Origin of the sequence: Actinomycetospora callitridis, assembly GCF_028737265.1 — a bacterium.
Lineage (GTDB): Bacteria > Actinomycetota > Actinomycetes > Mycobacteriales > Pseudonocardiaceae > Actinomycetospora > Actinomycetospora callitridis.
The window spans coordinates 38,179-60,449 of the sequence record NZ_JAQZAK010000004.1; the positions used below are offsets into that span (position 1 = coordinate 38,179).

The 22,271-nt window shown below is 73.8% G+C and carries 21 protein-coding genes; 11 read left to right on the forward strand and 10 right to left on the reverse strand.

The window, feature by feature from the left end:
* Nucleotides 1-84 precede the first annotated feature (84 nt).
* Complete coding sequence (locus tag PH191_RS14570) at nt 85-744, reverse strand: DUF1345 domain-containing protein (RefSeq protein WP_274195344.1); 660 nt, start codon at nt 742-744, stop codon at nt 85-87.
* An 83-nt stretch (nt 745-827) separates the two neighbouring features.
* On the opposite strand from PH191_RS14570, the gene PH191_RS14575 reads away from it, so the two are divergent.
* Genes PH191_RS14575 through PH191_RS14585 form a run of 3 tightly spaced genes read left to right on the forward strand, consistent with a single transcriptional unit; the run spans nt 828 to nt 2,989 of the window.
* Nucleotides 828-1,301: a low molecular weight protein-tyrosine-phosphatase gene (locus PH191_RS14575; RefSeq protein WP_274195345.1), complete on the forward strand. Its 474-nt coding sequence runs from the start codon at nt 828-830 to the stop codon at nt 1,299-1,301.
* A complete protein-coding gene (locus tag PH191_RS14580; protein ID WP_274195346.1) occupies nt 1,298-2,134 on the forward strand; it encodes a fructosamine kinase family protein in 837 nt (278 codons plus the stop codon). Before PH191_RS14575 ends, PH191_RS14580 begins: the two co-directional genes overlap by 4 nt.
* Before the next feature lie 9 nt (nt 2,135-2,143).
* Nucleotides 2,144-2,989 (forward strand): SURF1 family cytochrome oxidase biogenesis protein, encoded by an 846-nt coding sequence (locus tag PH191_RS14585; protein WP_274195347.1) that lies wholly within the window; start codon nt 2,144-2,146, stop codon nt 2,987-2,989.
* Between the two features lie 34 nt (nt 2,990-3,023).
* Here the strand turns inward: PH191_RS14585 and PH191_RS14590 are convergent, their stop codons facing one another.
* Nucleotides 3,024-3,992: a cobalamin biosynthesis protein gene (locus PH191_RS14590; RefSeq protein WP_274195348.1), complete on the reverse strand. Its 969-nt coding sequence runs from the start codon at nt 3,990-3,992 to the stop codon at nt 3,024-3,026.
* 153 nt (nt 3,993-4,145) lie between these two features.
* Here PH191_RS14590 and tenA point away from each other — a divergent pair, with 153 nt between their 5' ends.
* Nucleotides 4,146-4,808, forward strand: a complete 663-nt coding sequence (tenA, locus tag PH191_RS14595) for a thiaminase II (protein WP_274195349.1) — start codon at nt 4,146-4,148, stop codon at nt 4,806-4,808.
* Here tenA and PH191_RS14600 read toward each other — a convergent pair.
* Nucleotides 4,805-4,978 (reverse strand): hypothetical protein, encoded by a 174-nt coding sequence (locus PH191_RS14600; protein WP_274195350.1) that lies wholly within the window; start codon nt 4,976-4,978, stop codon nt 4,805-4,807. The two genes, tenA and PH191_RS14600, sit on opposite strands and share 4 nt — an antisense overlap.
* Before the next feature lie 149 nt (nt 4,979-5,127).
* Complete coding sequence (locus tag PH191_RS14605) at nt 5,128-5,502, reverse strand: hypothetical protein (protein WP_274195351.1); 375 nt, start codon at nt 5,500-5,502, stop codon at nt 5,128-5,130.
* A 126-nt stretch (nt 5,503-5,628) separates the two neighbouring features.
* Between PH191_RS14605 and PH191_RS14610 the strand changes: the two genes are divergently transcribed.
* From PH191_RS14610 to PH191_RS14625, 4 genes are all read left to right on the forward strand, one after another.
* Nucleotides 5,629-5,868 (forward strand): hypothetical protein, encoded by a 240-nt coding sequence (locus PH191_RS14610; protein WP_274190297.1) that lies wholly within the window; start codon nt 5,629-5,631, stop codon nt 5,866-5,868.
* Nucleotides 5,869-5,926: 58 nt separating this feature from the next.
* Complete coding sequence (locus PH191_RS14615; protein WP_274195352.1) at nt 5,927-6,481, forward strand: GNAT family N-acetyltransferase; 555 nt, start codon at nt 5,927-5,929, stop codon at nt 6,479-6,481.
* A gap of 652 nt (nt 6,482-7,133) precedes the next feature.
* Nucleotides 7,134-8,558 carry an MFS transporter gene (locus PH191_RS14620; RefSeq protein WP_274195353.1) on the forward strand — a complete coding sequence of 475 codons (1,425 nt, stop codon included), beginning with the start codon at nt 7,134-7,136 and terminating at the stop codon, nt 8,556-8,558.
* Between the two features lie 101 nt (nt 8,559-8,659).
* Nucleotides 8,660-10,078, forward strand: a complete 1,419-nt coding sequence (locus PH191_RS14625) for a glucose-6-phosphate dehydrogenase (RefSeq protein ID WP_274195354.1) — start codon at nt 8,660-8,662, stop codon at nt 10,076-10,078.
* Between the two features lies 1 nt (nt 10,079).
* Here PH191_RS14625 and PH191_RS14630 read toward each other — a convergent pair whose 3' ends face one another.
* Both PH191_RS14630 and PH191_RS14635 read right to left on the reverse strand, forming a co-directional pair.
* Nucleotides 10,080-10,853 carry a bestrophin-like domain gene (locus tag PH191_RS14630; RefSeq protein ID WP_274195355.1) on the reverse strand — a complete coding sequence of 258 codons (774 nt, stop codon included), beginning with the start codon at nt 10,851-10,853 and terminating at the stop codon, nt 10,080-10,082.
* A 98-nt stretch (nt 10,854-10,951) separates the two neighbouring features.
* Nucleotides 10,952-13,327: a xanthine dehydrogenase family protein molybdopterin-binding subunit gene (locus PH191_RS14635; protein WP_274195356.1), complete on the reverse strand. Its 2,376-nt coding sequence runs from the start codon at nt 13,325-13,327 to the stop codon at nt 10,952-10,954.
* A 331-nt stretch (nt 13,328-13,658) separates the two neighbouring features.
* Here PH191_RS14635 and PH191_RS14640 point away from each other — a divergent pair, with 331 nt between their 5' ends.
* The gene (locus PH191_RS14640; RefSeq protein ID WP_274195357.1) at nt 13,659-14,594 is read left to right on the forward strand and encodes an SCO6745 family protein; all 936 of its coding nucleotides are present in this window, start codon (nt 13,659-13,661) and stop codon (nt 14,592-14,594) included.
* Nucleotide 14,595: 1 nt separating this feature from the next.
* Here PH191_RS14640 and PH191_RS14645 read toward each other — a convergent pair whose 3' ends face one another.
* Nucleotides 14,596-16,650: an NAD(+) synthase gene (locus PH191_RS14645; protein WP_274195358.1), complete on the reverse strand. Its 2,055-nt coding sequence runs from the start codon at nt 16,648-16,650 to the stop codon at nt 14,596-14,598.
* A gap of 71 nt (nt 16,651-16,721) precedes the next feature.
* The gene (locus PH191_RS14650) at nt 16,722-16,994 is read right to left on the reverse strand and encodes a PspC domain-containing protein (protein ID WP_274195359.1); all 273 of its coding nucleotides are present in this window, start codon (nt 16,992-16,994) and stop codon (nt 16,722-16,724) included.
* Nucleotides 16,995-17,282: 288 nt separating this feature from the next.
* Between PH191_RS14650 and PH191_RS14655 the strand changes: the two genes are divergently transcribed.
* The gene (locus tag PH191_RS14655; RefSeq protein ID WP_274195360.1) at nt 17,283-17,648 is read left to right on the forward strand and encodes a hypothetical protein; all 366 of its coding nucleotides are present in this window, start codon (nt 17,283-17,285) and stop codon (nt 17,646-17,648) included.
* Between the two features lie 500 nt (nt 17,649-18,148).
* On the opposite strand, the gene PH191_RS14660 is transcribed toward PH191_RS14655, so the two are convergent.
* Nucleotides 18,149-19,678, reverse strand: a complete 1,530-nt coding sequence (locus tag PH191_RS14660) for a serine/threonine-protein kinase (RefSeq protein ID WP_274195361.1) — start codon at nt 19,676-19,678, stop codon at nt 18,149-18,151.
* A 301-nt stretch (nt 19,679-19,979) separates the two neighbouring features.
* Between PH191_RS14660 and PH191_RS14665 the strand changes: the two genes are divergently transcribed.
* Nucleotides 19,980-21,164 (forward strand): fatty acid desaturase family protein, encoded by a 1,185-nt coding sequence (locus tag PH191_RS14665; protein WP_274195362.1) that lies wholly within the window; start codon nt 19,980-19,982, stop codon nt 21,162-21,164.
* 50 nt (nt 21,165-21,214) lie between these two features.
* On the opposite strand, the gene PH191_RS14670 is transcribed toward PH191_RS14665, so the two are convergent.
* Nucleotides 21,215-22,234 carry an NAD-dependent formate dehydrogenase gene (locus PH191_RS14670; protein WP_274195363.1) on the reverse strand — a complete coding sequence of 340 codons (1,020 nt, stop codon included), beginning with the start codon at nt 22,232-22,234 and terminating at the stop codon, nt 21,215-21,217.
* Nucleotides 22,235-22,271: the final 37 nt, after the last annotated feature.

Genomic DNA, 22,271 nt, shown 5'->3' on the forward strand with positions numbered 1-22,271 from the left:
CGGGGAAGATCGCCCGATCAGCCTAGTGATGTGCGAGCAGAGCGTGACCGCCGTGCCCGTCGGCCCGGCGCCGTCCCCCCGACGTCACTGCCCCAGGTTGGTCACCAGGTTGACGGCCACGGCCAGGACTCCGGTGCCGAAGGCATAGGAGAGGAGGGCGTGCCCGAGGGTGACCTTCCGCGCAGCGGTCGTGGTGGGTTCGGTCTCCGGGACGGCGAAGGACATCCCCACGGTGAACGCCAGGTAGGCGAAGTCGCCGTAGGTCGGGGGCCGACGCTGCTTGAAGTCGATGCCGCCGTCGGCGTCGGTCTCGTCCTTGTAGTAGATCCGCGCGTACTTCAGCGCGAAGACCGTGTTCACCAGGGCCCAGGCGAGGACCACGGCGATCACGCTCAGGATGACCAGGGTGACCGCGACGGCGTCCCGGTTGCTGCTCGCGCGGGTGAGGGCCTGAGCGACGGCGCCGAGGCTGACGACCGCACCGATCAGGACCGCGGCATCCGTGGATCGGTGTCGGCTCTCCATCTCGGCCAGCCGTTTGGTGCCCTGGTCGTCCTGCGGCCAACTGATCCGCCACACCCAGGTCAGGATGACCGTCGTGGCCGCGGTCCAGCCGACCAGCGGGATCAGCTCCGGCGCCCCGGCGATCCCGACGATGCCGCCGACGACGAGGCCGACCGCCACCGAGATCAGTGCCCGGCGCGCGGAGAGGATGCGCCCCTCGGACCGGTCGTCGGAGAGCATCGCGCGTGGTACCCGCCCGCACCCACAGGGACACCACCACAGCACCGCGGGTCGCTGTGTGCCGGCCCGGCAGACTCGACGCCGTGAACCCTTCGGAGAGATGCTCCTCGGTCGTCTTCATCTGCTCGGGCAACATCTGCCGCTCCCCCGTCGCGGAGAAGGTCTTCCGCGCCCGCCTCGCCGACGCCGGGCTCACCGACGCCGTCGAGGTCTCGAGCGCCGGGATCGGGTCGTGGCACGCCGGCGAGCCGATGGACCGGCGCGCCGCCGCGACGCTGGAGGGTCGCGGCTACGACACCGCGCACCGGGCGCAGCAGGTCGACCGCCGTCAGCTCGACGCCGACCTGCTCGTCGCCGCGACCGACGACCACGTGCGCGACCTCGTCGCCGCGGGCGCCGCGCCCGAGCGCGTGGTGCTGCTGCGCTCGTTCGACCCGGACGCGCCCGAGGGCGCCGAGGTGCCCGACCCCTACTACGGCGGCCCCGACGGCTTCGACGAGGTGATCGGGATGGTCGAGGCCGCGATGCCCGGGCTGGTCGACCGGGTCCGCCCGTGACGTCGGTGGAGTCGCTGCTGGCCGGGAGCGGTCGCGGCGTCCAGACGGCCACGCTGGACGACGGCACCGAGGTGGTGGTCAAGAGCGGCGAGCCGTCGTCGATCGCGGCCGAGGCCGCCGGGCTGCGCTGGCTCGCCGAGCCGGGCGCCGTGGCCGTGCCCGAGGTGCGAGGGACCGCCGAGGGGCGGATGGTCTCGACGCGCGTGCCCTCGGGGCGGGCCGACGCCGGCACCGCAGAGCGCTTCGGCCGCGACCTGGCCGCCCTGCACGCTGCGGGCGCCCCGGCCTTCGGGTCGCCCCCGCCCGACGGCCCGGTGCACGCGTGGATCGGCGAGGCGCGGATGGTCAACGAGGCCGGCGACGACTGGCCGTCCTGGTACGCCGAGCACCGCGTCCTGCCCTACGCCCGGCAGGCCCGCGACCAGGGCACGTTCTCCGCCGACGACGTTGCCCTCGTCGAACGGGCGTGCACGTCGTTCCCCGACGTCGCCGGCCCGGCCGAGACCCCGGCGCGGCTGCACGGCGACCTGTGGACCGGGAACGTGCTGTGGGACGGCGACCGCGCGTGGGTGATCGACCCCGCGGCGCACGGCGGGCACCGCGAGACCGACCTGGCGATGCTGGCGCTGTTCGGCGCTCCGCAGCTGGAGACGGTGCTCGCCGCGTACGACGAGGCGGCCCCGCTCGCGGACGGCTGGCGCGACCGCGTCGGCCTGCACCAGCTCTTCCCGCTGCTCGTGCACACCGTGCTCTTCGGCGGCGGCTACGGCGCCCGGGCCCTCCGGATGTGTGAGCGATATTCGTCGTCATCGCCACGAAATCCACTCACGTAACCTGAGCCCGTGCGGTTCCTGCTCCGACCCGGATGGATCGCGCTGACCCTCGTCGTGGCGGCGTTCGCCTTCGCCTGCGCCTACCTGCTCGCGCCCTGGCAGTTCCACCGCAGCGACGAGCGCGACGGGGTCAACGCCGCGCTCACGCGGGCCGTGGCGACGGCGCCGGTGCCGCGGACCGACCTCGTCGCCCCCGGCACCGAGCCCGCCGACGACGTCGCCTGGCGCCGGGTCACGCTCACCGGTACCTACCGCCCGGAGGGCGAGGTCCTCGTCCGGCTGCGCAGCATCGAGGGCAAGCCGGCGGTCGAGGTCATGACCCCGCTGACCACGACGACCGGCGAGACCGTGCTGGTCGACCGCGGCTACGTCCGCTCCGAGGACCAGGGCGGCCTGGCCGCGATCCCACCCGCCCCGGCCGGCGCGGTCTCCCTCACCGGGTACCTGCGCCGCGACGAGCCCCTTCCGGACCGGCCGGCGGTCGTCGCGGACGGACGCCGGCAGGTCTACTCCGCGAACGCCGGGGCGATCGCGGCCGTCGGCGACGTGCCGACGAGCCCCGGCTACGTCCAGCTCAGCGACGGCCCCGGCGTCCTCACCGCCGTCCCCCTCCCCCAGCCCGACCCGAACCCCTCGTACTCCTACGCCTGGCAGTGGCTGATCTTCGGGCTGATGGCGATCGGCGCGTGGATCTACTTCGCGCGCCTCGAGTACCGCCGCGCCCACGGCCTCGAGCCCCACGCCCGCCGCGACGCCGACGACCAGGACCCCCGCGACGCCGCCGACGGCACCCCGTGGGACGCCCGGGCGACGAGCACGGAGGAGAAGCTCGCCGACCGCTACGGACGGCGCTGAGCGCGTGAGATGGGGGCTTTCCTGATGGTGGACGTCAGCGTGGCCCCCAGGCTGACACGAGCACCACGGCCAGAGCCCCCGTCGCCGCGCTGACGACACGGGACAGCCGCACCGCCCGGGGCAGGTCCGCGACGGCGGGGGCGCGACCGTCGCCGAGCACCGGGCGGTCCTGGACGCCGTAGGGGTAGACGGTGCGCCCGCCCAGGCGCAGCCCCAGCGCGCCCGCGAACGACGCCTCGACCGGGCCGGCGTTCGGGCTCGGGTGCGCGGGGGCGTCGCGGCGCCAGGCACGGACGGCGTCACCCGGTCGTCCGCCGACGAACGGGGCGCAGGCGGCCGTGACCAGCGCCGACACGCGCGCCGGCACCACGCCGGCGACGTCGTCGGCGCGCGCCGAGGCCCACCCGAAGCGCTCGTACCGCGCCGAGCGGTGCCCGACCATGGCGTCGAGGGTGTTGACCGCGCGGTGCCCGAGCAGCCCCGGCACGCCCGCGAGCGCGCCCCACACCAGCGGCGCGACGACGGCGTCGGCGGTGTTCTCCGCGACCGACTCCAGCGCCGCGCGGGCGAGGCCGTCGGCGTCGAGGGCCGACGGGTCCCGGCCGCACAGGTGGGGCAGGCGTTCCCGGCCCGCCGCGACGTCCCCGGCACCCAGGGAGGCCGCCATCGCCGACCCCTCGGCCGCCAGCGACGTGCCGCCGAGCACCGTCCACGTGGCCGCGGCGGTCATGAGGGTGCGCGCGAGCGGACGTCCGGCCGTCGCCCGCTCGAGCAGCATCCCCACGCCCACCGCCCCGCCGACGAGCACCGCCGCGTACGCGACGCCCGGGCCCTTCCGGTCGGCCCACCAGCGCCGCTCGAGCGCGCCGGCCAGGGTGCCGAACGCCGCGACGGGGTGACCGCGGCGCGGATCGCCGAGCACCGCGTCGGCGAGCACCCCCAGCGCGAGGCCCGCGGCCCGCGCGAGGGGCACGTTCGGCAGCAGCCGGGCCCTGTCGATCATGCGGAACGTGCTCCTCGCCGCGCGACGCGGGCCCCGGCGTCCCGGCGAGGGGCGGCCCTCGCCGACCTGTCCGCGCGAAGGTGCCCTTCGGTCAGAACCCGGCGCGCCAGCACCTGCCGATGATCCCACCCGGCCCGTGACAGGGTGATCGCCGTGGCCTTCAGCGACGAGCTCTGGAACGCGGGCGCCGGGGTGTACGCCGACGTCCGCGCGCACCCCTTCCTCACCGGCCTGGCCGACGGGACCCTGCCGCACGCGGCGTTCCGTCACTTCGTCGTGCAGGACGCGCACTACCTGCGCGGGTACGCCCGCGCCCTCGCGCTGCTCGCGGCGCGCGCCCCGTCCGCGGACGACACGGTGATGTTCAGCGCGCACGCCGCCGGCGCGATCGCGGCCGAGCAGGAGATGCACGCCGAGCTCGCCGGGGCGCTGGGACTCACCGCGGAGCAGGCGGCCGCCGAGCCGGTCGCGCCCACGACCACCGCCTACACCAGCTACCTGCTCGCGACCTGCCACGGCGGCTCGTTCGCCGAGGGCCTGGGCGCGGTGCTCCCGTGCTACTGGGTCTACGCGAAGGTCGGCGAGGCGCTGCTCGGGGCCGGCTCCCCCGACCCGCTCTACGCCCGCTGGATCGCGATGTACGGCGGCGAGGAGTTCCAGGCCGTCGTCGACGCCGTGCTGGCGCTGACCGACCGGATCGGGCCGACCCTCGCCGACACCGAGCGCGCACGCGTCCGGGAGCACTTCGTGACCACGTGCCGGTACGAGTGGATGTTCTGGGACGCGGCCTGGCGGCAGGAGACCTGGCCGGTCTAGCCGTCCTGACCCGCGGCGGGCCGCCGCAGCACGAACCGGGTCTCGACGACGTGGGAGGCGCTGGCGGCGGCACCCCCGGGGACGCTCGGCACCAGCGCGTTCTGCGGACCGGCGAGGGCCACGACCTCCCAGCCCTGGCGCCCCAGCAGGTTCAGCTGCTCGGCGTACACCCGGGCCCAGGCCACGCGGTACGGGCGGAACTCCTCGAGGATCAGCTCGCCCGCCGGGCCGATGGCGTAGATCTGCCACTCGGCCTCGGCGTCCCGTGCCCCGGAGAGGCCGACCGCCGAGATCTCCAGCGTCGCGTATTCCCAGGCGGTCAGGATGCCCGCCGTCCCCGCCCGCGGCGGGCCGCCTGCGACGGGTCGAGCGCCACGGTGCGGGCGGCCTCGGTGGCGCGGGCCGTGGCCCGCTCGGCGCGCGCGGAGCGGGCGCGGCGCAGCGCGGAGATGCGACCCGAGGCCGTCCCGGTGCGGCTGCGTTCCGCGGGCGCCGTGCCGAGCGTCGTCACCGTGCGGCCCGACGGGGACGGCGGGGTGTCCCCGGTGAGCACGAAGCCCGCGATCTTGACCAGGACGCCGGCCACGATGAGCGCGGGCCCGACCACGAGGGCGCCGGGCATGCCCGTCGCGAGCACGACGATCCCGGCCCCGAGGAGGACCAGACCACCGAGCAGGAGGAGAGCGGACCGCACAGAACCACGCTACGTGGTCGAATCCGCCCGAGCAGTACACCGATCGGTGCAATCGCCCCGGGCGAGGCGACGATGACCATTGCGCGCCGGGGTCGTAGGGTGCACCGAACGCGCCAGGGAGGGCACATGAGGGAGTTCGCGGTCCGGTACGTCAACGGCCCCTTGCAGGGGGTCGGGGAGATCACGCAGCCGGACGAGGCCGGAGACCAGCCGCCGCTGGTCCAGCGCATCCCGCTCCCGAGCTCCGAGCACGGGGTGCGGCGCACGATCTCGGACGTCGTCGGCAACCAGCAGCACGCGATCTACGAGCGGACCGGGCACAACGACGCCGGCGAGTGGGAGTTCACGCTCGTCCGCGTCGAGTAGGCAGACCCCACCGGGACGGCCCGGGACAGGAGAGGGCGTCGAGGTCCAGAATCGCCCCGTGGCCGCCGACCGCTCCTCCCCCAGCACCGCCACCTCGCTCTCGCTGCGCCCGGCCGAGGCCGGAGACGCCGAGCGGGTGGGTGCGATCTTCGCGGGCTACGTCCTGCACTCGATCGCGACGTTCGTCGAGACCCCGCCGACCGACGAGATGTGGCGCGAGCGCATCGCCGAGGCCCGGTCCGCGGGGCTGCCGTTCCTCGTCGCCGTGGTCGACGGCGCCGTCGAGGGCTTCGCGCACGTCACCCGGTTCCGGCCGCACGCGGCCTACCGCTACACGGTCGAGGACTCGATCTACATCGCGCCGGAGGCCTCCGGGCGGGGCGTGGGCTCCCGCCTGCTGGCGGGGGTGCTGGACGGTCTGCGGGGCACCGAGGTGCGCCAGGTGGTCGCGGTGATCGCCGCGCTCGCCGGGTCGCAGCACGACACCCCGTCCATCGTGCTGCACCGCCGGCTGGGGTTCGTCGAGGTGGGCCGCATGCCGTCGGTGGGCTACAAGAACGGCCAGTGGGCCGACACCGTGCTCATGCAGGCCGACCTGCGTCCCGACGGCTGAGACCCCGGACGCGCTGGCAGGCCCCGGCCGCGCTGACAGGTCCCGAGCGCGCTGGCAGGCCCCGGACACGCGAACGGGCCGCCCCGCGCGGTGCGGGACGGCCCGTCGGAGCGTGATCGGGGAGCGGCTCAGGCCTCCGCGGCCACGGAGCGACGGCCCCAGTTCCGCTGGGCGTGCCGGGCGAGGGCCGAAGCCACCCCGACGCCCGCTCCCGCACTCACGATCATGCCGATGAACACTGCCGCCATGACGGCTCCTCCTCACCACGTGCACGCGTCCTGGCCGGTGACCGGATCCGGTTGATCCGAGCGGTCCGCGGACGCTTGCGAAACGTCGGGCGCTGTCTGCACCCGTTCTGTAGGACGCGTCGGGCCCGGGGTGTGTTCCACGGCGTCGGCGACACGGCGAATGACCCCACTCACAGCGACGGCACCGTTTCACCGTGTGGGGTCGACCTCCATTCAGTAGTGTCCGGTGACCACGAGAAGTAAACGGACGTTAACGACCTTCGGGGTTGTTTCCGTCAAATCGGACAGAATGCGTTCCCTGTCGGGGCAGCCGGGCCGGCGACGGTCCGGCCGGAGGACGCGGGACGTTTCCGACGGCGCTCCGGCGTGCCGTCGGGAGCTTCCGCGTCATGAGGGGAGACCACATGACGACGACCGATCCCGGCGGGGGCGGCGGGGTGCCCGACACCCCCGAGAACATCACCGTCACCGACGACGCCACGATGAAGCGCGCCGTCGGCGCGGCGGCGGTCGGCAACATCACCGAATGGTTCGATTTCGGCGTCTACGCCTACCTGGCGACGACGATCGAGGAGAACTTCTTCCCGCCCGACAACCCCACGCTCGCGCAGGTCGGGGTGTTCGCCGGCTTCGCGGTGTCGTTCCTCGTCCGGCCGCTCGGCGGGCTGTTCTTCGGGCCGCTGGGCGATCGGATCGGGCGGACCAAGGTCCTGTCGATCACGGTCATCATGATGGCGATCGGGACGTTCCTGCTCGGGTTCATCCCGCCGTACGACTCGATCGGGATCTGGGCGCCGATCCTGCTCGTCCTCTGCCGCGTCGTGCAGGGCTTCTCCACCGGCGGCGAGTACGCCGGCGCGATGACGTTCATCGCCGAGTACTCCCCGGACAAGCGGCGCGGGTTCTTCGGCAGCTTCCTCGAGTGCGGGACGTTCATCGGCTACGCACTGGGCGCGACCGTCGCGACGGTCATCCCGCTGGTGTCCTCGCCCGAGTTCGCGTCCACCTGGGCCTGGCGCATCCCGTTCTTCATCGCCCTGCCGCTGGGCGTCGTCGGTGTCTACCTGCGCGTGAAGCTCGAGGAGACCCCGTCGTTCCAGACGCTGCTCTCGGAGTCCGAGGAACGCGAGGGTCAACAGGCCGGCGCCGGGCTCAAGGAGCTGTTCGGGAAGTACTGGCCCGCGATGCTCGCCGCCGGCGGACTCGTCGTGGCGTGGAACATCCCGAACTACATGCTCACCAGCTACATGCCGACGTACCTCGAGGACAACGTCGAGGTGGTCGGGGGCACCGCGATCGACAGCACGACGTCGCAGTGGCTCCAGATCGGGGTGCTCTGGGTGGCCGTGCTCATCATCCCGTTCCTGGGGCGGCTCTCCGACCGCGTCGGCCGGAAGCCGATCCTGTGGGTGGGATCGATCGGCACGGTCGTGCTCGCCTTCCCGATGATCCTGGTGCTCAAGAGCGGCTCGGTGCCGCTGGTCGGCATCGGCCTCGCCGTGATGGGCCTGCTGCTGATCCTCTTCTCGGCGACCTGCCCGTCGACGCTGCCGGCGCTGTTCCCCACCGAGATCCGCTACGGCGGGCTGGCGATCTCGTTCAACATCTTCGTGTCGGCCTTCGCCGGGACGACGTCGCTGATCATGACGGCCGTCGTGCTCGGGACGGGCTGGGCCTACTGGCCCGCGGTGTACCTGGTGTTCGCCGGTGTGGTCGGCGCCGTGGTGCTGCTGTCGTTGCGGGAGACCGCCGGGAAGCCGCTGCCGGGCTCGCACCCGGCCGTGTCGACCGAGCAGGAGGCCCGGGAGCTGGTCGCGTCCCAGCAGTGATGTCACAGCAGTGACGTCGCAGCAGTGACGTCGCAGCAGTGACGTCCCCGATGGTGGTGGCCCGGGGTGTCGGGCGCGACGATCACGGGCACGATGGCCCCGTGTCCGCACCCGACTCCCCCGGCCCCACCGTCTTCGTGCTCTTCGGTGCCACCGGGGATCTGGCCAAGCGCCTGGTCCTGCCGTCGTTCTTCCGCCTGGTGCAGGAGAAGCTCCTGCCCGACGAGTGGCGCCTGATCGGTAGCGGACGCCGCGAGAAGACCGACGACGAGTTCCGCGACGACGTCCGGGCGGCGCTCGAGCAGTTCGGCGGCCTGACGCCCGAGGACGGCCCGTGGGACGAGTTCTCCGCGGGGCTGCGCTTCGCGGGCGGCGGCTTCACCGCCGACGACCCGGGTCAACTGCTCGACCGCATCGCCGAGGCGCGGGGCGAGATCGGGCAGGACGCCCAGCTCGTGCACTACCTCGGCCTGCCGCCGACCACCTTCGGCGACTACACGCGCGCCCTCGGGGCGCACGGGCTGGCCGAGGGTGCCCGCGTGGTCTACGAGAAGCCCTTCGGCACGTCGCTGGAGAGCTTCCGGGAGCTCGACCGGGTCGTGCACGAGGTGCTCGACGAGTCGCAGGTGTTCCGGATCGACCACTTCCTCGGCAAGGAGGCCACCCAGGAGCTGCGGGCCCTGCGCTTCGCCAACGGCCTGTTCGGCAGCTCCTGGGACCGCCACCACGTCTCGGCCGTGGAGATCGACGTGCCGGAGACGCTCGACGTCGCCGACCGTGCCGAGTTCTACGACGCCACCGGCGCCGTGCTCGACATGCTCGTCACCCACCTGTTCCAGGTGGCGGCCGAGGTCGCGATGGAGCCGCCCGCCTCATTCCGCGCCGACGACGTCGCCGCCGCCCGCGACGAGGCCGTGCGCCGGTTCCGCCCGCTGCAGCGCGACGAGGTGGTCCGTGGGCAGTTCGAGGGCTACCGCGACCTCGAGCACATCGCCGACGACTCGACCACCGAGACCTTCGTCGCCGCCCGCCTCTGGATCGACAGCGACCGCTGGCGCGGGGTGCCGTTCCTCCTGCGCACCGGCAAGCGGATGGCGGAGAGCCACCAGAAGGTCAACCTGATCTTCCGGGACCCCGACGACGGCCCCGTCGACCCGGACGACCTGCCGACGCGCGGCAACGTCCTGTGCTTCGACCTCGCCGGTGACGGTGCCCTGGCGCTGTCGATGAACGTCAAGACGCCCGGCGCCTCGATCGACCTGGGCACGACGTGGACCCAGATCCCGCTCGACGGCCTGTCCGGCGGCGACCCCCTCCCGCCGTACGTGCGCCTGATCCACGACGTGCTCACCGGCGACCGCGCGCTGTTCACCCGCCCCGACGGCCTCGAGGACGTCTGGATCGCGGCCGCGGAGGTGCTCGACGACCACCGCCGGCCCGAGAGCTACGCCCCGGGCTCCTGGGGCCCCGAGTCGGCGGTGCGTCTCGCCGACCCCGTCGGCTGGGTGCTGCCGGGCTGACTCACGGCGCGGGGCGCACCTGCAGCAGGAGATCGGGGTCGATCGCGAAGTAGCCCGCGAAGGGTGCCGCCTGCGCGCAGAGCAGCGTGAGGGCCAGGGCCATCGCCGTGCCGAGCAGGACGAGGGACACCGCGGCGCGGCGCGGCCGGTCGGCGTGGACGCAGGCGGTCGCGGCGAGCGTCGTGACCGCGACCAGGAACAGCGCGGTCAGCCGCAGCGGGTCGATGGCCGAGCCGCTGAGCACGAGTCGGGTCCGGCGGGCCTCGAGGGCGGCGTCGACGGCCGTGACGAGCCGATCCTCGGCCACGCGCTCGCCCTCGGTCCGCACCGGCAGGGAGAGCACGACGTCCTGCACCTGGACGAGCCCGCCGGGCGCGACGCTGATCGTGGCCTGCCCGTCGGCCATCTGCGGCCACTCGACGGCGACGTACTGCTCGATCTGGCCGCGCAGCAGCGCGCGGACCTGGGGCTGCTGGGCGGGGAACGTGCCCATGAGCAGGTCGATGTCGCGCAGGGCGCTCGCCTCCTGGCTCACGGACGCCGCGGCGTCGTCACGGTCGGCCCACACGTCGGCGACGAGGAACCCGGTCAGCAGGCCGAAGATGAGGCCCATCGGGGCCAGCAGGCCGGGGCTCAGCGGGCCGAGCACGTCGCCGTACCCCCACCGCCGCGCCAGGACCAGCACGGCGATGACCAGCGCGCAGGCGATGTAGACCGCGAGGAAGACCGCCGCCGTCAGCAGCGCCAGGGGGGCGTCCCCCAGCCACGCGATCATCCCCGGCCCTCCCCGCGCCCGCCCGTCCCGACCGAGGCAGGAGGCTACGTGAGCGATCCTCGGGCCCATAGGCCCGAAGATCGCTCACGCAGTGATCGTCAGTGCTGGGAGCCCGGCTCGCCGGCGTACTCCGGGCCGGCGGGCGAGCGGTCGGCCGGGTCGCCGGCGGACGCGCCCGCGATCGCGCGCCACACCGCCTCCGGGGTCAGCGGCATGTCGATGTGCCGCACCCCGAGGTGGGACAGCGCGTCGATCACGGCGTTGTGCACCGCGGGCGTCGAGCCGATCGTGCCCGACTCCCCGATCCCCTTCGCCCCGATCGGGTTGAGGTGGGTCGGGGTCTCGGTGTTCGACGTCTCGAACGACGGCAGGTCCGCCGCCGACGGGATGGTGTACGAGGCGAGGTTGCCGCTGGTCGGGTTGCCGTCCTCGTCGAACGTCACCCGCTCGTAGAGGGCCTGCGAGATCCCCTGGGCGATGCCGCCGTGCTGCTGCCCGGCCACGAGCATCGGGTTGAGGATGCGGCCCGCGTCGTCGACGGCGACGTGGCGGCGCTGGCGGACCATGCCGGTGTCGAGGTCGACGTCCACGACGGCGATGTGGGAGCCGAACGGGAAGCTGGACTGGCCCTGCTTGAAGTCGAGCTCCTGGAGCATCGGGGCGGCGGCGCCGTCCTCGGTGCCCGACCCGTCCTCCGACGCCGTCGCCACCTGCGCCCAGGTGATCTCGCGGTCGGCGATGCCCTTCACGCCGAAGCCGCCGTCGGTCTGCTCGATGTCCTCCACCCCGGCCTCGAGCAGGTGCGCGGCGATCTCCTTGGCCCGCGCCACCAGCTGCTCGGACGCGTTGTGGATGGCGCTGCCGCCGGTCTGCAGCGAGCGCGACCCGAGCGTGCCGGCGCCGCTGCGCACCAGCGCGGTGTCGGACTGGACGACCTTGATCTTCTCCATCGGCACGCCGAGGACACCCGCGGCGAGCTGGGCGTAGGCGGTCTCGTGGCCCTGGCCGTGCGCGCTCGTCCCGGCCATGACCGTGAACGTGCCGTCGGGGTGCGCCTGGGCCGAGCCGTACTCGCCGTCGAGCCCCAGCGGGGCGGTGACCTCCACGTACGACGCGACACCGATGCCCATGGCGGTCCGGCTGCCCTCGGCGCGGCGGCGCTCCTGCTCGGCGCGCAGGCCGTCGTAGTCGGCCGCGACCTTGACCGCGTCGAGCGCCTTCTCGTGCTCGGCGTTGTCGTACTCGGCGCCGGTGAGGCTGGTCATCGGGAACTTGTCGGGCTGCAGGAAGTTCTTCCGGCGCATCTCGAGCGGGTCCATGCCGATCTCGTCGGCGGCCATGTCGATGATGCGCTCGAGCAGCTGGGTCGCCTCGGGGCGCCCGGCGCCGCGGTAGGCCCCGGTGGTCGTGGTGTTGGTGACCACGGTCTTCCAGGCGAAGTCGATGGCCGGGATGTCGTAGACGCCCTGGGCCATCAGCTGGGTCAGGCTCGGCAGGATCGTCCCGACCGCCGGGTACATGCCGCCGTCGCCCACGACCGAGGCCCGCAGCCCGACGATGCGTCCGTCGTTCTTGACGCCCAGCTCGACGTGCTGCACCTGGGCGCGCCCGTGCACCATCGAGAGCATGTTCTCCGAGCGCGTCTCGGTCCAGCGCACGGGGCGCCCGAGGTCCATCGCGGCGCGGGCGGCGATCGAGTACTCGGGGTAGGCCGTGGCCTTGGGGCCGAAGCCGCCACCCACGCGCGGGGCGATCACGCGGACCTGCTCGGCCTCGAGGCCCAGGTCGCCGGCGAGCGCGTCGCGGGCGCCGTGCGGGGTCTGGACCGACAGCCACAGGGTGACGCCGCCGTTCGGCTCGCCGGGGACGGCGACGGCCGCGTTCGGCTCCATCGGCACGCCCGCGATGCGCTGGTTGTAGAACTTGCCGGAGACGACCGTGTCGGCGGTGTCGAAGATGCCCTCGACCTCACCGGTGCCGGCGCCCGCGACGACGTTGGAGCCGTGCTCCTCGAAGATCACCGGGGCGCCCTCGGCCATGGCCTCCTCGATGCCGACCACCGCGGGCAGCGGGTCGATGTCGGGGAACACCGACTCGGCGGCGTCGAGCGCCTGGCCTGAGGTCTCGGCGACGACGGCGGCGATGATGTCGCCGACGAACCGCACGCGCCCGCGGGCCAGCGGCGGGCGGGACATCGCGTCCGGCACGACGCCGGGCAGGCCGGGCCGGTCGGCGATCTGCAGGTCGCCGTCGACGTAGACCCCGACGACGCCCGGCTTCGTGCGCGCCTCCTCGACGTCCACGGAGTTCAGCGTCCCGTGCGCCATGGGCGAGCGGACGAAGACCACGTGCAGCGAGCCCTCGATCGGCAGGTCACCGGTGTAGCTCTCGGCCCCGGTGATCAGCCCCTGGTCCTCGGTGCGCTTGACCGAGTGACCGAAGATCGATCCGGACCGACTGGGGGTGATGGTCATCGGTGCTGCTCCTGAGATTCGAGAGTCATCGTGGTGGTGATCGAGGGCGGTGCTCCCGTGGGCACCGGCCGGGCCAGGCGGTCGTCGGGCCGACGGGGACGATGCCGGCGGTTCCCGGTCAGCATGGGCGTGCGGGGGCGTCCGTGCACGCCGGGCGCCCGAGCGCCGTCACCGACCTGCCCCACGCGTCCTCCTCGTCGCTCCTGTGCCGCCGAGCACAGAAGATCAGACGCCGTGGGGTCCGTCGAGTCCGGTTTCCGGTGGGCGGACCGGCCCTGCCCGGCGCAGCCCGCGGTGGACGCCCGGGAGGACCGCAGCCACGATCCGCGCCATGATCCGGGTCATGGACTTCGCGGAGGCCCGGGCCACGTTCTGCACACCCCGGACGGGGCCGGTCGCCGACCCGGCCGCGACTCCGACGCCGGCCCGCCGGCTGCGCGACGCCCTCGAGCCGCTGGCCATGGTGACCGTGTGGAGCGAGCCGGCCGCCGACCGGGCCGCGGCGGCGGGCCTCGACTTCCTCGCCGGCTACGTCGGCGGGCGCGCCTCGGTGCTCGGTGACGTCCCCGGCACGCTCGTGGCGTCGACGTTCGCCGTGTTCGAGCCGGACCTGGCCGGCGGCCTCTGGGACCAGGCGCGGGCGTCGTGCTCGGTGGCGCAGCTGCAGCAGGGGCGGGAGCGCGCGGGCACGGAGGCCCTGCGCGCCGCGCTCGCCGGGGTCGGGGAGTCCGGGGTCGACGAGGTCGAGGTGGACGGCGTGGTCGACACCCTGCGCGCCGGGCTCGCCGCCGCCGACCTCACGGGACGCCCGCTCTTCGCGGGGATGCGGGCGCTGCCCTGGCCCGACCGGGCCCACGGCCGGCTCTGGCACGCCACGTCCCTGTTGCGCGAGCACCGCGGCGACTCCCACGTCGCCGCCTGCGTCGCCGCCGGGCTCGACGGCATCGAGGCCAACGTCCTCACCGAGCTGTGGGTGGGGTTCGACCTGCTCGAGTACACGTCCACGCGCGGGTGGTCGCCGGACTCGATGGACGCCGCGATCGGGCGCCTGCGCCGTCGCGGCCTGCTCGAGGGGGACGCGCTCTCCGACGAGGGCCGCCGCGTGCGCGCCGGCATCGAGGATGCCACCGACCTCGCCCAGCAGCCGATCGTCGACCTGATCGGTGACGCCCTCGACCGCACGGTCGGCGCGCTGGCGACGTGGTCCGAGGCCGTCGTCGCCCGCGGCTGGTTCCCGCCGGACCCCTACAAGCGCGCCGCCGGCTGACTCACGACTCCGGCACGTGCCGCTCGATCTCCTCGAGCCAGATCGTCGCCGACGAGTCCGACGGGGCGCGCCAGTCCCCGCGCGGCGAGAGCGACCCGCCGGCGACGACCTTCGGCCCGTTGGGCATCGCCGAGCGCTTGAACTGTGCGAAGCCGAAGAAGCGCTGCGCGAACACCTGCAGCCACCGCCGGATCTCGGCGAGGTCGTAGGCCTCCCGGTCGCCCTCCGGGAAGCCGGGCGGCCAGGAGCCGGCGTCGGGGTCGTGCCACGCGTGCCAGGCGAGGAACGCGATCCGCGAGGGCCGGAACCCGTGGCGCAGCACCCAGTAGAGGGTGAAGTCCTGCAGGTCGTACGGCCCGATCTTCTGCTCGCTCGACTGGATCTCCTGGTCGGAGTCCGCCGGCACGAGCTCGGGGCTGATCTCGGTGTCGAGCACGTCGGACAGCACCGCGGCGACGTCGTCGTCGAACTGTTCCGAGCTGATCACCCAGCGGATGAGGTGCTGCACGAGCGTCTTCGGGACGCCGGTGTTGACCGTGTAGTGCGACATCTGGTCGCCGACGCCGTAGGTCGACCACCCGAGCGCGGCCTCGGAGAGGTCGCCGGTGCCGACGACGATGCCGCCGCGCTGGTTGGCCGCGCGGAAGAGGTAGTCCGTGCGCAGCCCGGCCTGGACGTTCTCGAAGGTCACGTCGTAGACCGGCTCGCCGGAGGAGAACGGGTGGCCGAGCTCGCGCAGCATCAGCCGGGCCGTCTCGGTGATGTCGATGGTCTCGAACGTGACACCGAGGGCCTCGGACAGGCGCTGCGCGTTGGACTTCGTGCGCTCGCCCGTCGCGAAGCCGGGCAGCGTGAAGGCGAGGATGTCCGAGCGCGGCCGGCCGGCGCGGTCCATCGCGCGGGCGGCCACGATCAACGCGTGGGTGGAGTCGAGTCCCCCCGAGACCCCGATGACGACCTTGGCGTCGCCGATCGCCCGCAGCCGCTGCAGGAGGCCGGCGACCTGGATGTTGTAGGCCTCGAAGCAGTCCTGCTCGAGGCGGGCGGGGTCGGCCGGCACGAACGGGAAGCGCTCGACGTCGCGCCGGAACCCGAGGTCGCGGGTCGGCGGGTCGAGGGTGAACTCGACGGTGCGGAACGTCGTGGAGGACGTCTGCGCCTGGCGGCGGCGGTTGTCGTCGAACGTCCCCATCCGCAGGCGCTCGGAGCGCAGCAGCCGCAGGTCGACATCGGCGACGGCGTGGCGCTCGCCGGCCGGGAAACGCTCGGTCTCGGCCAGCAGCGCGCCGTTCTCGTGGATGCTCGTCTGGCCGTCCCACGAGACCTCGGTGGTCGACTCCCCGTCGCCGGCCGCGGCGTAGACGTAGGCCGCCGAACAGCGCGCCGACGCCGACCGGGCCAGGAGCTGGCGGTCGTCGGCGCGCCCGACCGTGATGGGGCTGCCCGAGAGGTTCGCCAGCACCGTCGCCCCGGCCAGCGCCGCCTCGGCGCTCGGCGGGATCGGGACGAACATGTCCTCGCAGACCTCGACGTGCACCACGAGGCCGTCGACGTCGGTGGCGGCGAAGAGCAGGTCGGAACCGAACGGCACGTCCTCGCCGAGCAGCCGCGTGGTGCCGCCCTCGCCGGCGCCCGCGGCGAGCTGGCGGGGCTCGTAGAACTCGCGGTAGTTCGGCAGGTAGGTCTTCGGCACCACGCCCAGCACCCGCCCGCGGTGGACGGCGACCGCGCAGTTGTAGATCCGGTTCCGGTGGCGCAGGGGCGCGCCGACGACCAGCACCGGGGTGAGCTCCGCGGACGCCGCGACGACGTCGCCCAGCGCGTCGACGACCGCGTCGAGCAGGGTGTCCTGCATCAGCAGGTCCTCGATCGAGTAGCCCGAGAGCGTGAGCTCCGGGAACACGACGAGGCCGACGCCGTCGTCGTGGCACTCGCGGGCCACCGCGAGCAGCGAGGACGCGTTGGCGGCCGGCTCGGCGATCGTCGTGCGGATGGTCGCCGCGGCGACGCGCACGAAGCCCTGGTGGTACACCGACGTGAAGGGCGGGCTGGGCATGTCCGGGTGTCCTCCTGGCCTTCCTGCGCGACGACGCGGGCGAGCGTAGATCGCCCGCCCGCGCCGGGCCGTCAGACCGTGGTCGGCGCCGCCGGAGGTGTCGACGGACCGGCCGGGTCCGTCCGGTCCGAGCCCTCCTCCGGCACCAGCGCCCAGGCAGCCAGGTAGGCGATCAGACCGATCAGGTGCCCGAACACGGCCAGGAGTACCGCGGCCACACGGACGAGATTGACGTCGAGGCCGGTGCGGGCGGCGATCCCGCCGCACACGCCGGCGATCCAGCGGTCGCCGACGCTGCGCCGGAAGCCGAGGGTGGACGGGGCGGTGGTTCCGGATGTGGTCATGGCTCCGAGCCTGCTGCGGCGGCCGGCGCCCGGCCTCCGGGTGCGTCCCCGGTTCGACCCCGGACCTGACCCCTGACGTCTCGGGGTCCGGGCCCGGCGAGGCCGACATGGTCGACGCTCCGACGGCCGAGGGGCTCATGGCACACCTCGTGGACGAGGGGGTGACGACGCCGTATCGCGTCGGTGGTGACAGCCACAACGACCCGGAGTGGACCACCCGCCCCACGCAGGGATACTGGTCGGTAACCACGCGGTCCCCCGGAGGGGACCTCCGGAGGTGACCGACCGATGACCGCTCCCCCCACCGAGACCGGCACCGCAGCGTCCTGGGCCGAGTCCTGGGCCGAGTCCGGGATGGCGGCCCGGATGGACTCCTGGGTGCCGGAGTACGCCACCCGGTGCGCCGAGGCCGTGGTCCACGCCCTGGACCTGCTCGACGGCGACGACGTCGAGACCGTGCCCGACACGACGGGCCCCGGGTTCACGCTCAACGTGCTCGCCGACCCGCCGCCTCCCGTGCGGGCGCTGCACTGGACGCCGGACACCGGCTGGACCGTCACCGGTGACGCCGCCTCGCGCCGGGCGCCGCGCTGGTCGCCGCTGCCGCTGGCGGCCGACGCCGATCCCCTGGAGCTCTGCGAGGCGCTGGCCTGAGCAACGCGGCTCGCCGGCACCGACCGCGGGGCGGGGCGCATGTGCCGGTGCGGGCCCCTCGTCCGCACCGGCCGCCGCCCCGGGGTCGGAACGTACCGGGCGGTCCCCTCGGCGGAAAGCCGTCGCCGCGAGCCCGACTGCGTGGTGGCGTACGCACAATGACGTACAGCGTCACCCGCACGGGTGGCTCTAGCCTCGCTGGTCGACGCCCGTCATCGACGGGCACGGGGGAGGCACGATGCAACGCCGCGGCCAGGATCACCTGATCCACGAACCACGCATCCGCCGGGTTCCGCGCAGGCCGGCGACGCCGAGCACGCCCGCGCCGCGCCGCGAGGAGCCGGCTCCGCGGGTGCCCGCGCCCCGCAGCCCCCGCGACGAGGACCGCGCGACCGCCTAGGCGAGCCCCCTCGATCGGCGCAGGAGGCCGTCCTCGTCCGGCTCGACGGCGTCGAGTGCGCTCTGTGCGCGGTCCGTGCTCGGTGCGGGGGCGACGTCGGTCAGCGGTTGTGGCCGCGCGCCCGACCGCGGGGACGGTCGCCGCCCCGGTCGTCGTCGTCGCGGTCGTCCGCGCGCGCCTGCGCCCGCCAGCGGTCGAACCAGCGGTCCCAGGCCTCGGCGGCCCGGGCGTCGGCGTCGCGGGAGCGGCGCGTGGTGGTCGAGGTGGAGTCCGAGGCGTCCGACGACGACGCCACGTCCTCGACCGCCGAGGCCCGGGACGACGACGTGGTCGTCGTGGTGGGCCCGGGGTCGGCGGGGATCACGGGCGGCGCCGCGATCGGGACCGGGGCGGCCAGGGGCGTGGCGCCGACCTCGGGCGCCGCGATCGGCAGCGGGTCCGACGTGGTCGTCGCCGCCGCCACGAGCCCTGCCGCGCCCAGCATCCCGACCAGGCCGGCACCGACGGCGGCGACCCTGCGCGAGGGACGGGAGCGCGAGGCGCCCGCCCCGTCGTCGACGGACGTGGCCGCGCGGGTCCGTGCACGGGAGGCGGCGAGGGCGGCGGAGACGGCGGCCGGGACGGCGATGGGGCCGGTGTGGGACTCGTCGGCCTCCGGCTGGAGATCGGACGGCCGGGCGTCACCCGGGAGGCGGACGGCAGGGACCGACCCGGACGGGGCCGACAGCCCCGCCAGCGCCGTGATCGCCGGCACCGGGCCGGACGCCGGCGTCCCGGCCAGGGCGGCGAGCACGTGCGCCGCCTCCGCCGCACTGGGCCGCCGCGTCGGGTCGTGGTCGAGCAGGCTGCGCAGCACGGGCGTGAGGTCACCCGCGCGGCGGGCGGGCTGGACGTGCCCGGTGGCGACACGGGAGAGCACCTCGAGGGCGTTGCCCCCGTCCCCGGCCGGCGGGGTGCCCTCGAGCGCGGCGTAGAGCGTCGCGCCGAGGGAGAAGACGTCCGCGGCCGCGGTGGCGATGCCGCCACGGGCCAGCTCGGGCGCCATGTAGTGGGGCGTGCCGGCGACGAGCTGGTCGGAGGTGCCCGGATCGGCGTCGACCACGGCGATGCCGAAGTCGGTGACCGTGACGACGTCGTCGTGGCCGATCATGATGTTGGCGGGCTTCACGTCGCGATGGACGATCCCGCGGCCGTGCATGGCCCACAGGCCGTCGGCGACCTGCGCGCCGATGGCGGCGACCCGGGCCGGCGGCAGGAGACCCTCGCGGTCGAGGAGGTCGGCCAGCGACGGCGCGGCCACGTACTCCATGACCAGGCAGACCTCGCCGTCCAGCTCGGTCATGTCGAAGATGGCGGCCAGCCGGGGGTGGTGCAGCCGCGCGGCCACGCGGCCCTCACGGTGCGCCCGGTCGCGGATCTGGCGGGCGCGCGACTCGTCGAGGTGACCCCCGTGGAGCCGCTTGATGGCGACGTCGCGATCCAGCAGCTCGTCGTGGGCCCGCCACACGGATCCCGATCCGCCCCGCCCCACGGGCGCGAGCAGCAGGTAGCGGCCGGCGACCCGACGTCCGGGCTCGATCGTGGCCCGGGCGTCCCAGATGGCGCTCGGCACCGAGGTCGGTGTCGACATGCCCCTCCCCTCTGCTCCGTGACCGTGTATCGCGGGCCGTGACCGTTCCGTTACCGAGTGGTCCGGGTCCGGCCGGACGTCACCCGTTCGTGTCCGGCGGCATCCTCGCCGACCTGCGCCGCGCCACGCCGACCGCCCCACCCGGCGCCGCCGCCCTCCCCGGGGTCGGCGCTGTGACCTGGGCCATGCCGGCTGCGGTGCGCGGGGACACAGCGATCACTCCCCCGTCGAGCGCCGGGAGTCGGTACCGTCGGTACCGCGTACTTCAAGTACTCGATTCGACGCGGAGGTCACCGCCGTCATGGCGATTTCGGACATCAAGGAGTTCACGCACCTGAGCGAGGCCGATGTCGCGGCCATCGGGCGTGAGTTCGACGCGATCCGCCGCGACGTCGAGGCGTCGCGCGGAGAGGACGACGCCGCGTACATCCGCGGCGTGATCAAGCTGCAGCGCCGCCTCGAGATCGGCGGGCGCGTCGCGCTCGTCGGCAGCATCCTGCCGCCGCTGTGGCTCGCCGGCACCGCCGCCCTGGCCGCCTCCAAGATCATCGAGAACATGGAGATCGGCCACAACGTCATGCACGGCCAGTGGGACTGGATGAACGATCCGGAGATCCACTCGGCCGTCTGGGAGTGGGACAACGTCTGCCCCTCGGAGCAGTGGAAGCACTCCCACAACTACCTGCACCACACGTACACGAACGTGATCGGCAAGGACAAGGACGTCGGGTACGAGATCCTGCGGGTCTCGTCCGACCAGCCGTGGCACCCGTACTACCTGGGGCAGCCGCTCTACAACGCGCTGCTGATGTTCCTGTTCCAGTGGGGCGTCGCGCTGCACGACCTCGACATCGACGGCGCCGCCACGCTCGACGCCGACCCCGAGGAGATGAAGGCCAAGCTCCGCCAGATCGGGCGCAAGGCCGGCAAGCAGGCGGTGAAGGACTACGTGTTCTTCCCGGCCCTGTCCGGCCCGTTCTTCCCGGCGACGATCGCGGCCAACGCGACGGCGAACCTCATCCGCAACGTGTGGTCCTACGCGATCATCTTCTGCGGCCACTTCCCCGACGGCGCGGAGGTGTTCACCTCCGACGAGCTCGACGGCGAGACGTGGGGCGAGTGGTACCTGCGCCAGCTGCTGGGCTCGGCGAACTTCACCGGCGGGAACCTCATGCACCTCCTGAGCGGGAACCTCGGCTACCAGATCGAGCACCACCTGTTCCCCGACCTGCCGTCGAACCGCTACCCGGAGATCGCGGAGAAGGTGCGCGACATCTGCGCCCGCTGGGACCTGCCCTACACGACGGGCCCGTTCCCGAAGCAGTTCTGGCAGTCGACACGGTCGATCTGGAAGCTCTCGCTGCCGGTGGCGGGCGAGCTCAAGCGCTTCGTCGACCGCCTGACCGGCCGCGAGAAGCCGGTCGCCCCGGCCGACGTCCCGGCCCCCCGCACCGAGGTCCGTGTCGAGGAGCCGGTCGCCGCGTGACCTCGTGCGTGATCTTCTGAGCCATAGCTCAGAAGATCACGCACGTGGGGTCAGGCCGCCGGGTCGACGACCACGAAGTCGTCGGGCACCGGGCGGCCGTCGAGGTGGGCCTCGAGCATCTCCCGGACGCCCTCGGCGATCCTGGCCTGCGCCTCCTGCGTCATCCCCGAGCAGTGGATGGTCATGGCCTCCGCGCCCTCGGGCAGCGAGCGCCAGGGGTGGTCGGCCGGCGCCGGCTGGGGGTACCAGGTGTCGCCGGCGTAGCCCGCGAGGTGCCCGGACCCGATCGCCTCGACCAGCGCGTCCCGGTCGACGATGGCGCCGCGGGCGGTGTTGACCAGCCAGGAACCGGGCTTCATCGCCTTCAGGCGCTCCGGACCGAACAGCGCCTGGCTGCCCTCCATCAGCGGCAGGGCCAGGCAGATGACGTCCGACTCGGCGACCAGGGTGTCGAGGCGGGCGTACCGCACGCCCAGCGAGGCCTCCTCGCCGGCCGAGCGCCGGTGGTTGGCGTAGTACAGCATCCGCACGTCGAAGCCCTTGAGCCGCAGCGCGGTGCGGGCACCGATGGCCCCGAGCCCCACGATGCCGACGGTCTTGCCCTCGAGGTCGTGCGACGGTCCGGCGATCTTCGCGACGTCCCAGCCACCCTCGCGGGCCTCGGTGTGGGCCGGCACGAAGTTCCGGACCAGCGCGAGGATCTGCAGGACGTTGTGCTCGGCGACGCTGACGACGTTGCTGCCGGTGACCTCGGCGACGGTGACGCCGTGCTGCTTCGCGGTCTCGGGCTCGGTGTGGTCGGAGCCGATGCCCGCCGTGATCACCAGCTTGAGGTTCGACGCCTTCGACACGCGCTCCTCGTCGAGGTAGACGGGCCAGAACGGCGTCGTGATCAGCACCTCGGCGTCGGAGAGCTCGGCGTCGAGCCCCTCGCCGGTGTCGGTGGTCGTGACCAGCTCGTGGCCGCGCTCCGACAGGAACTCGCGCAGCCCGAGGGCTCGATCCGCACTGGCGGGGACGTCGACGTCGACGGCGTCGGACGACGGGTAGGACACGTAGACGACCTTCATGCGGTCGGCTACCCGGCCGCCCGCGACCGATATCGGT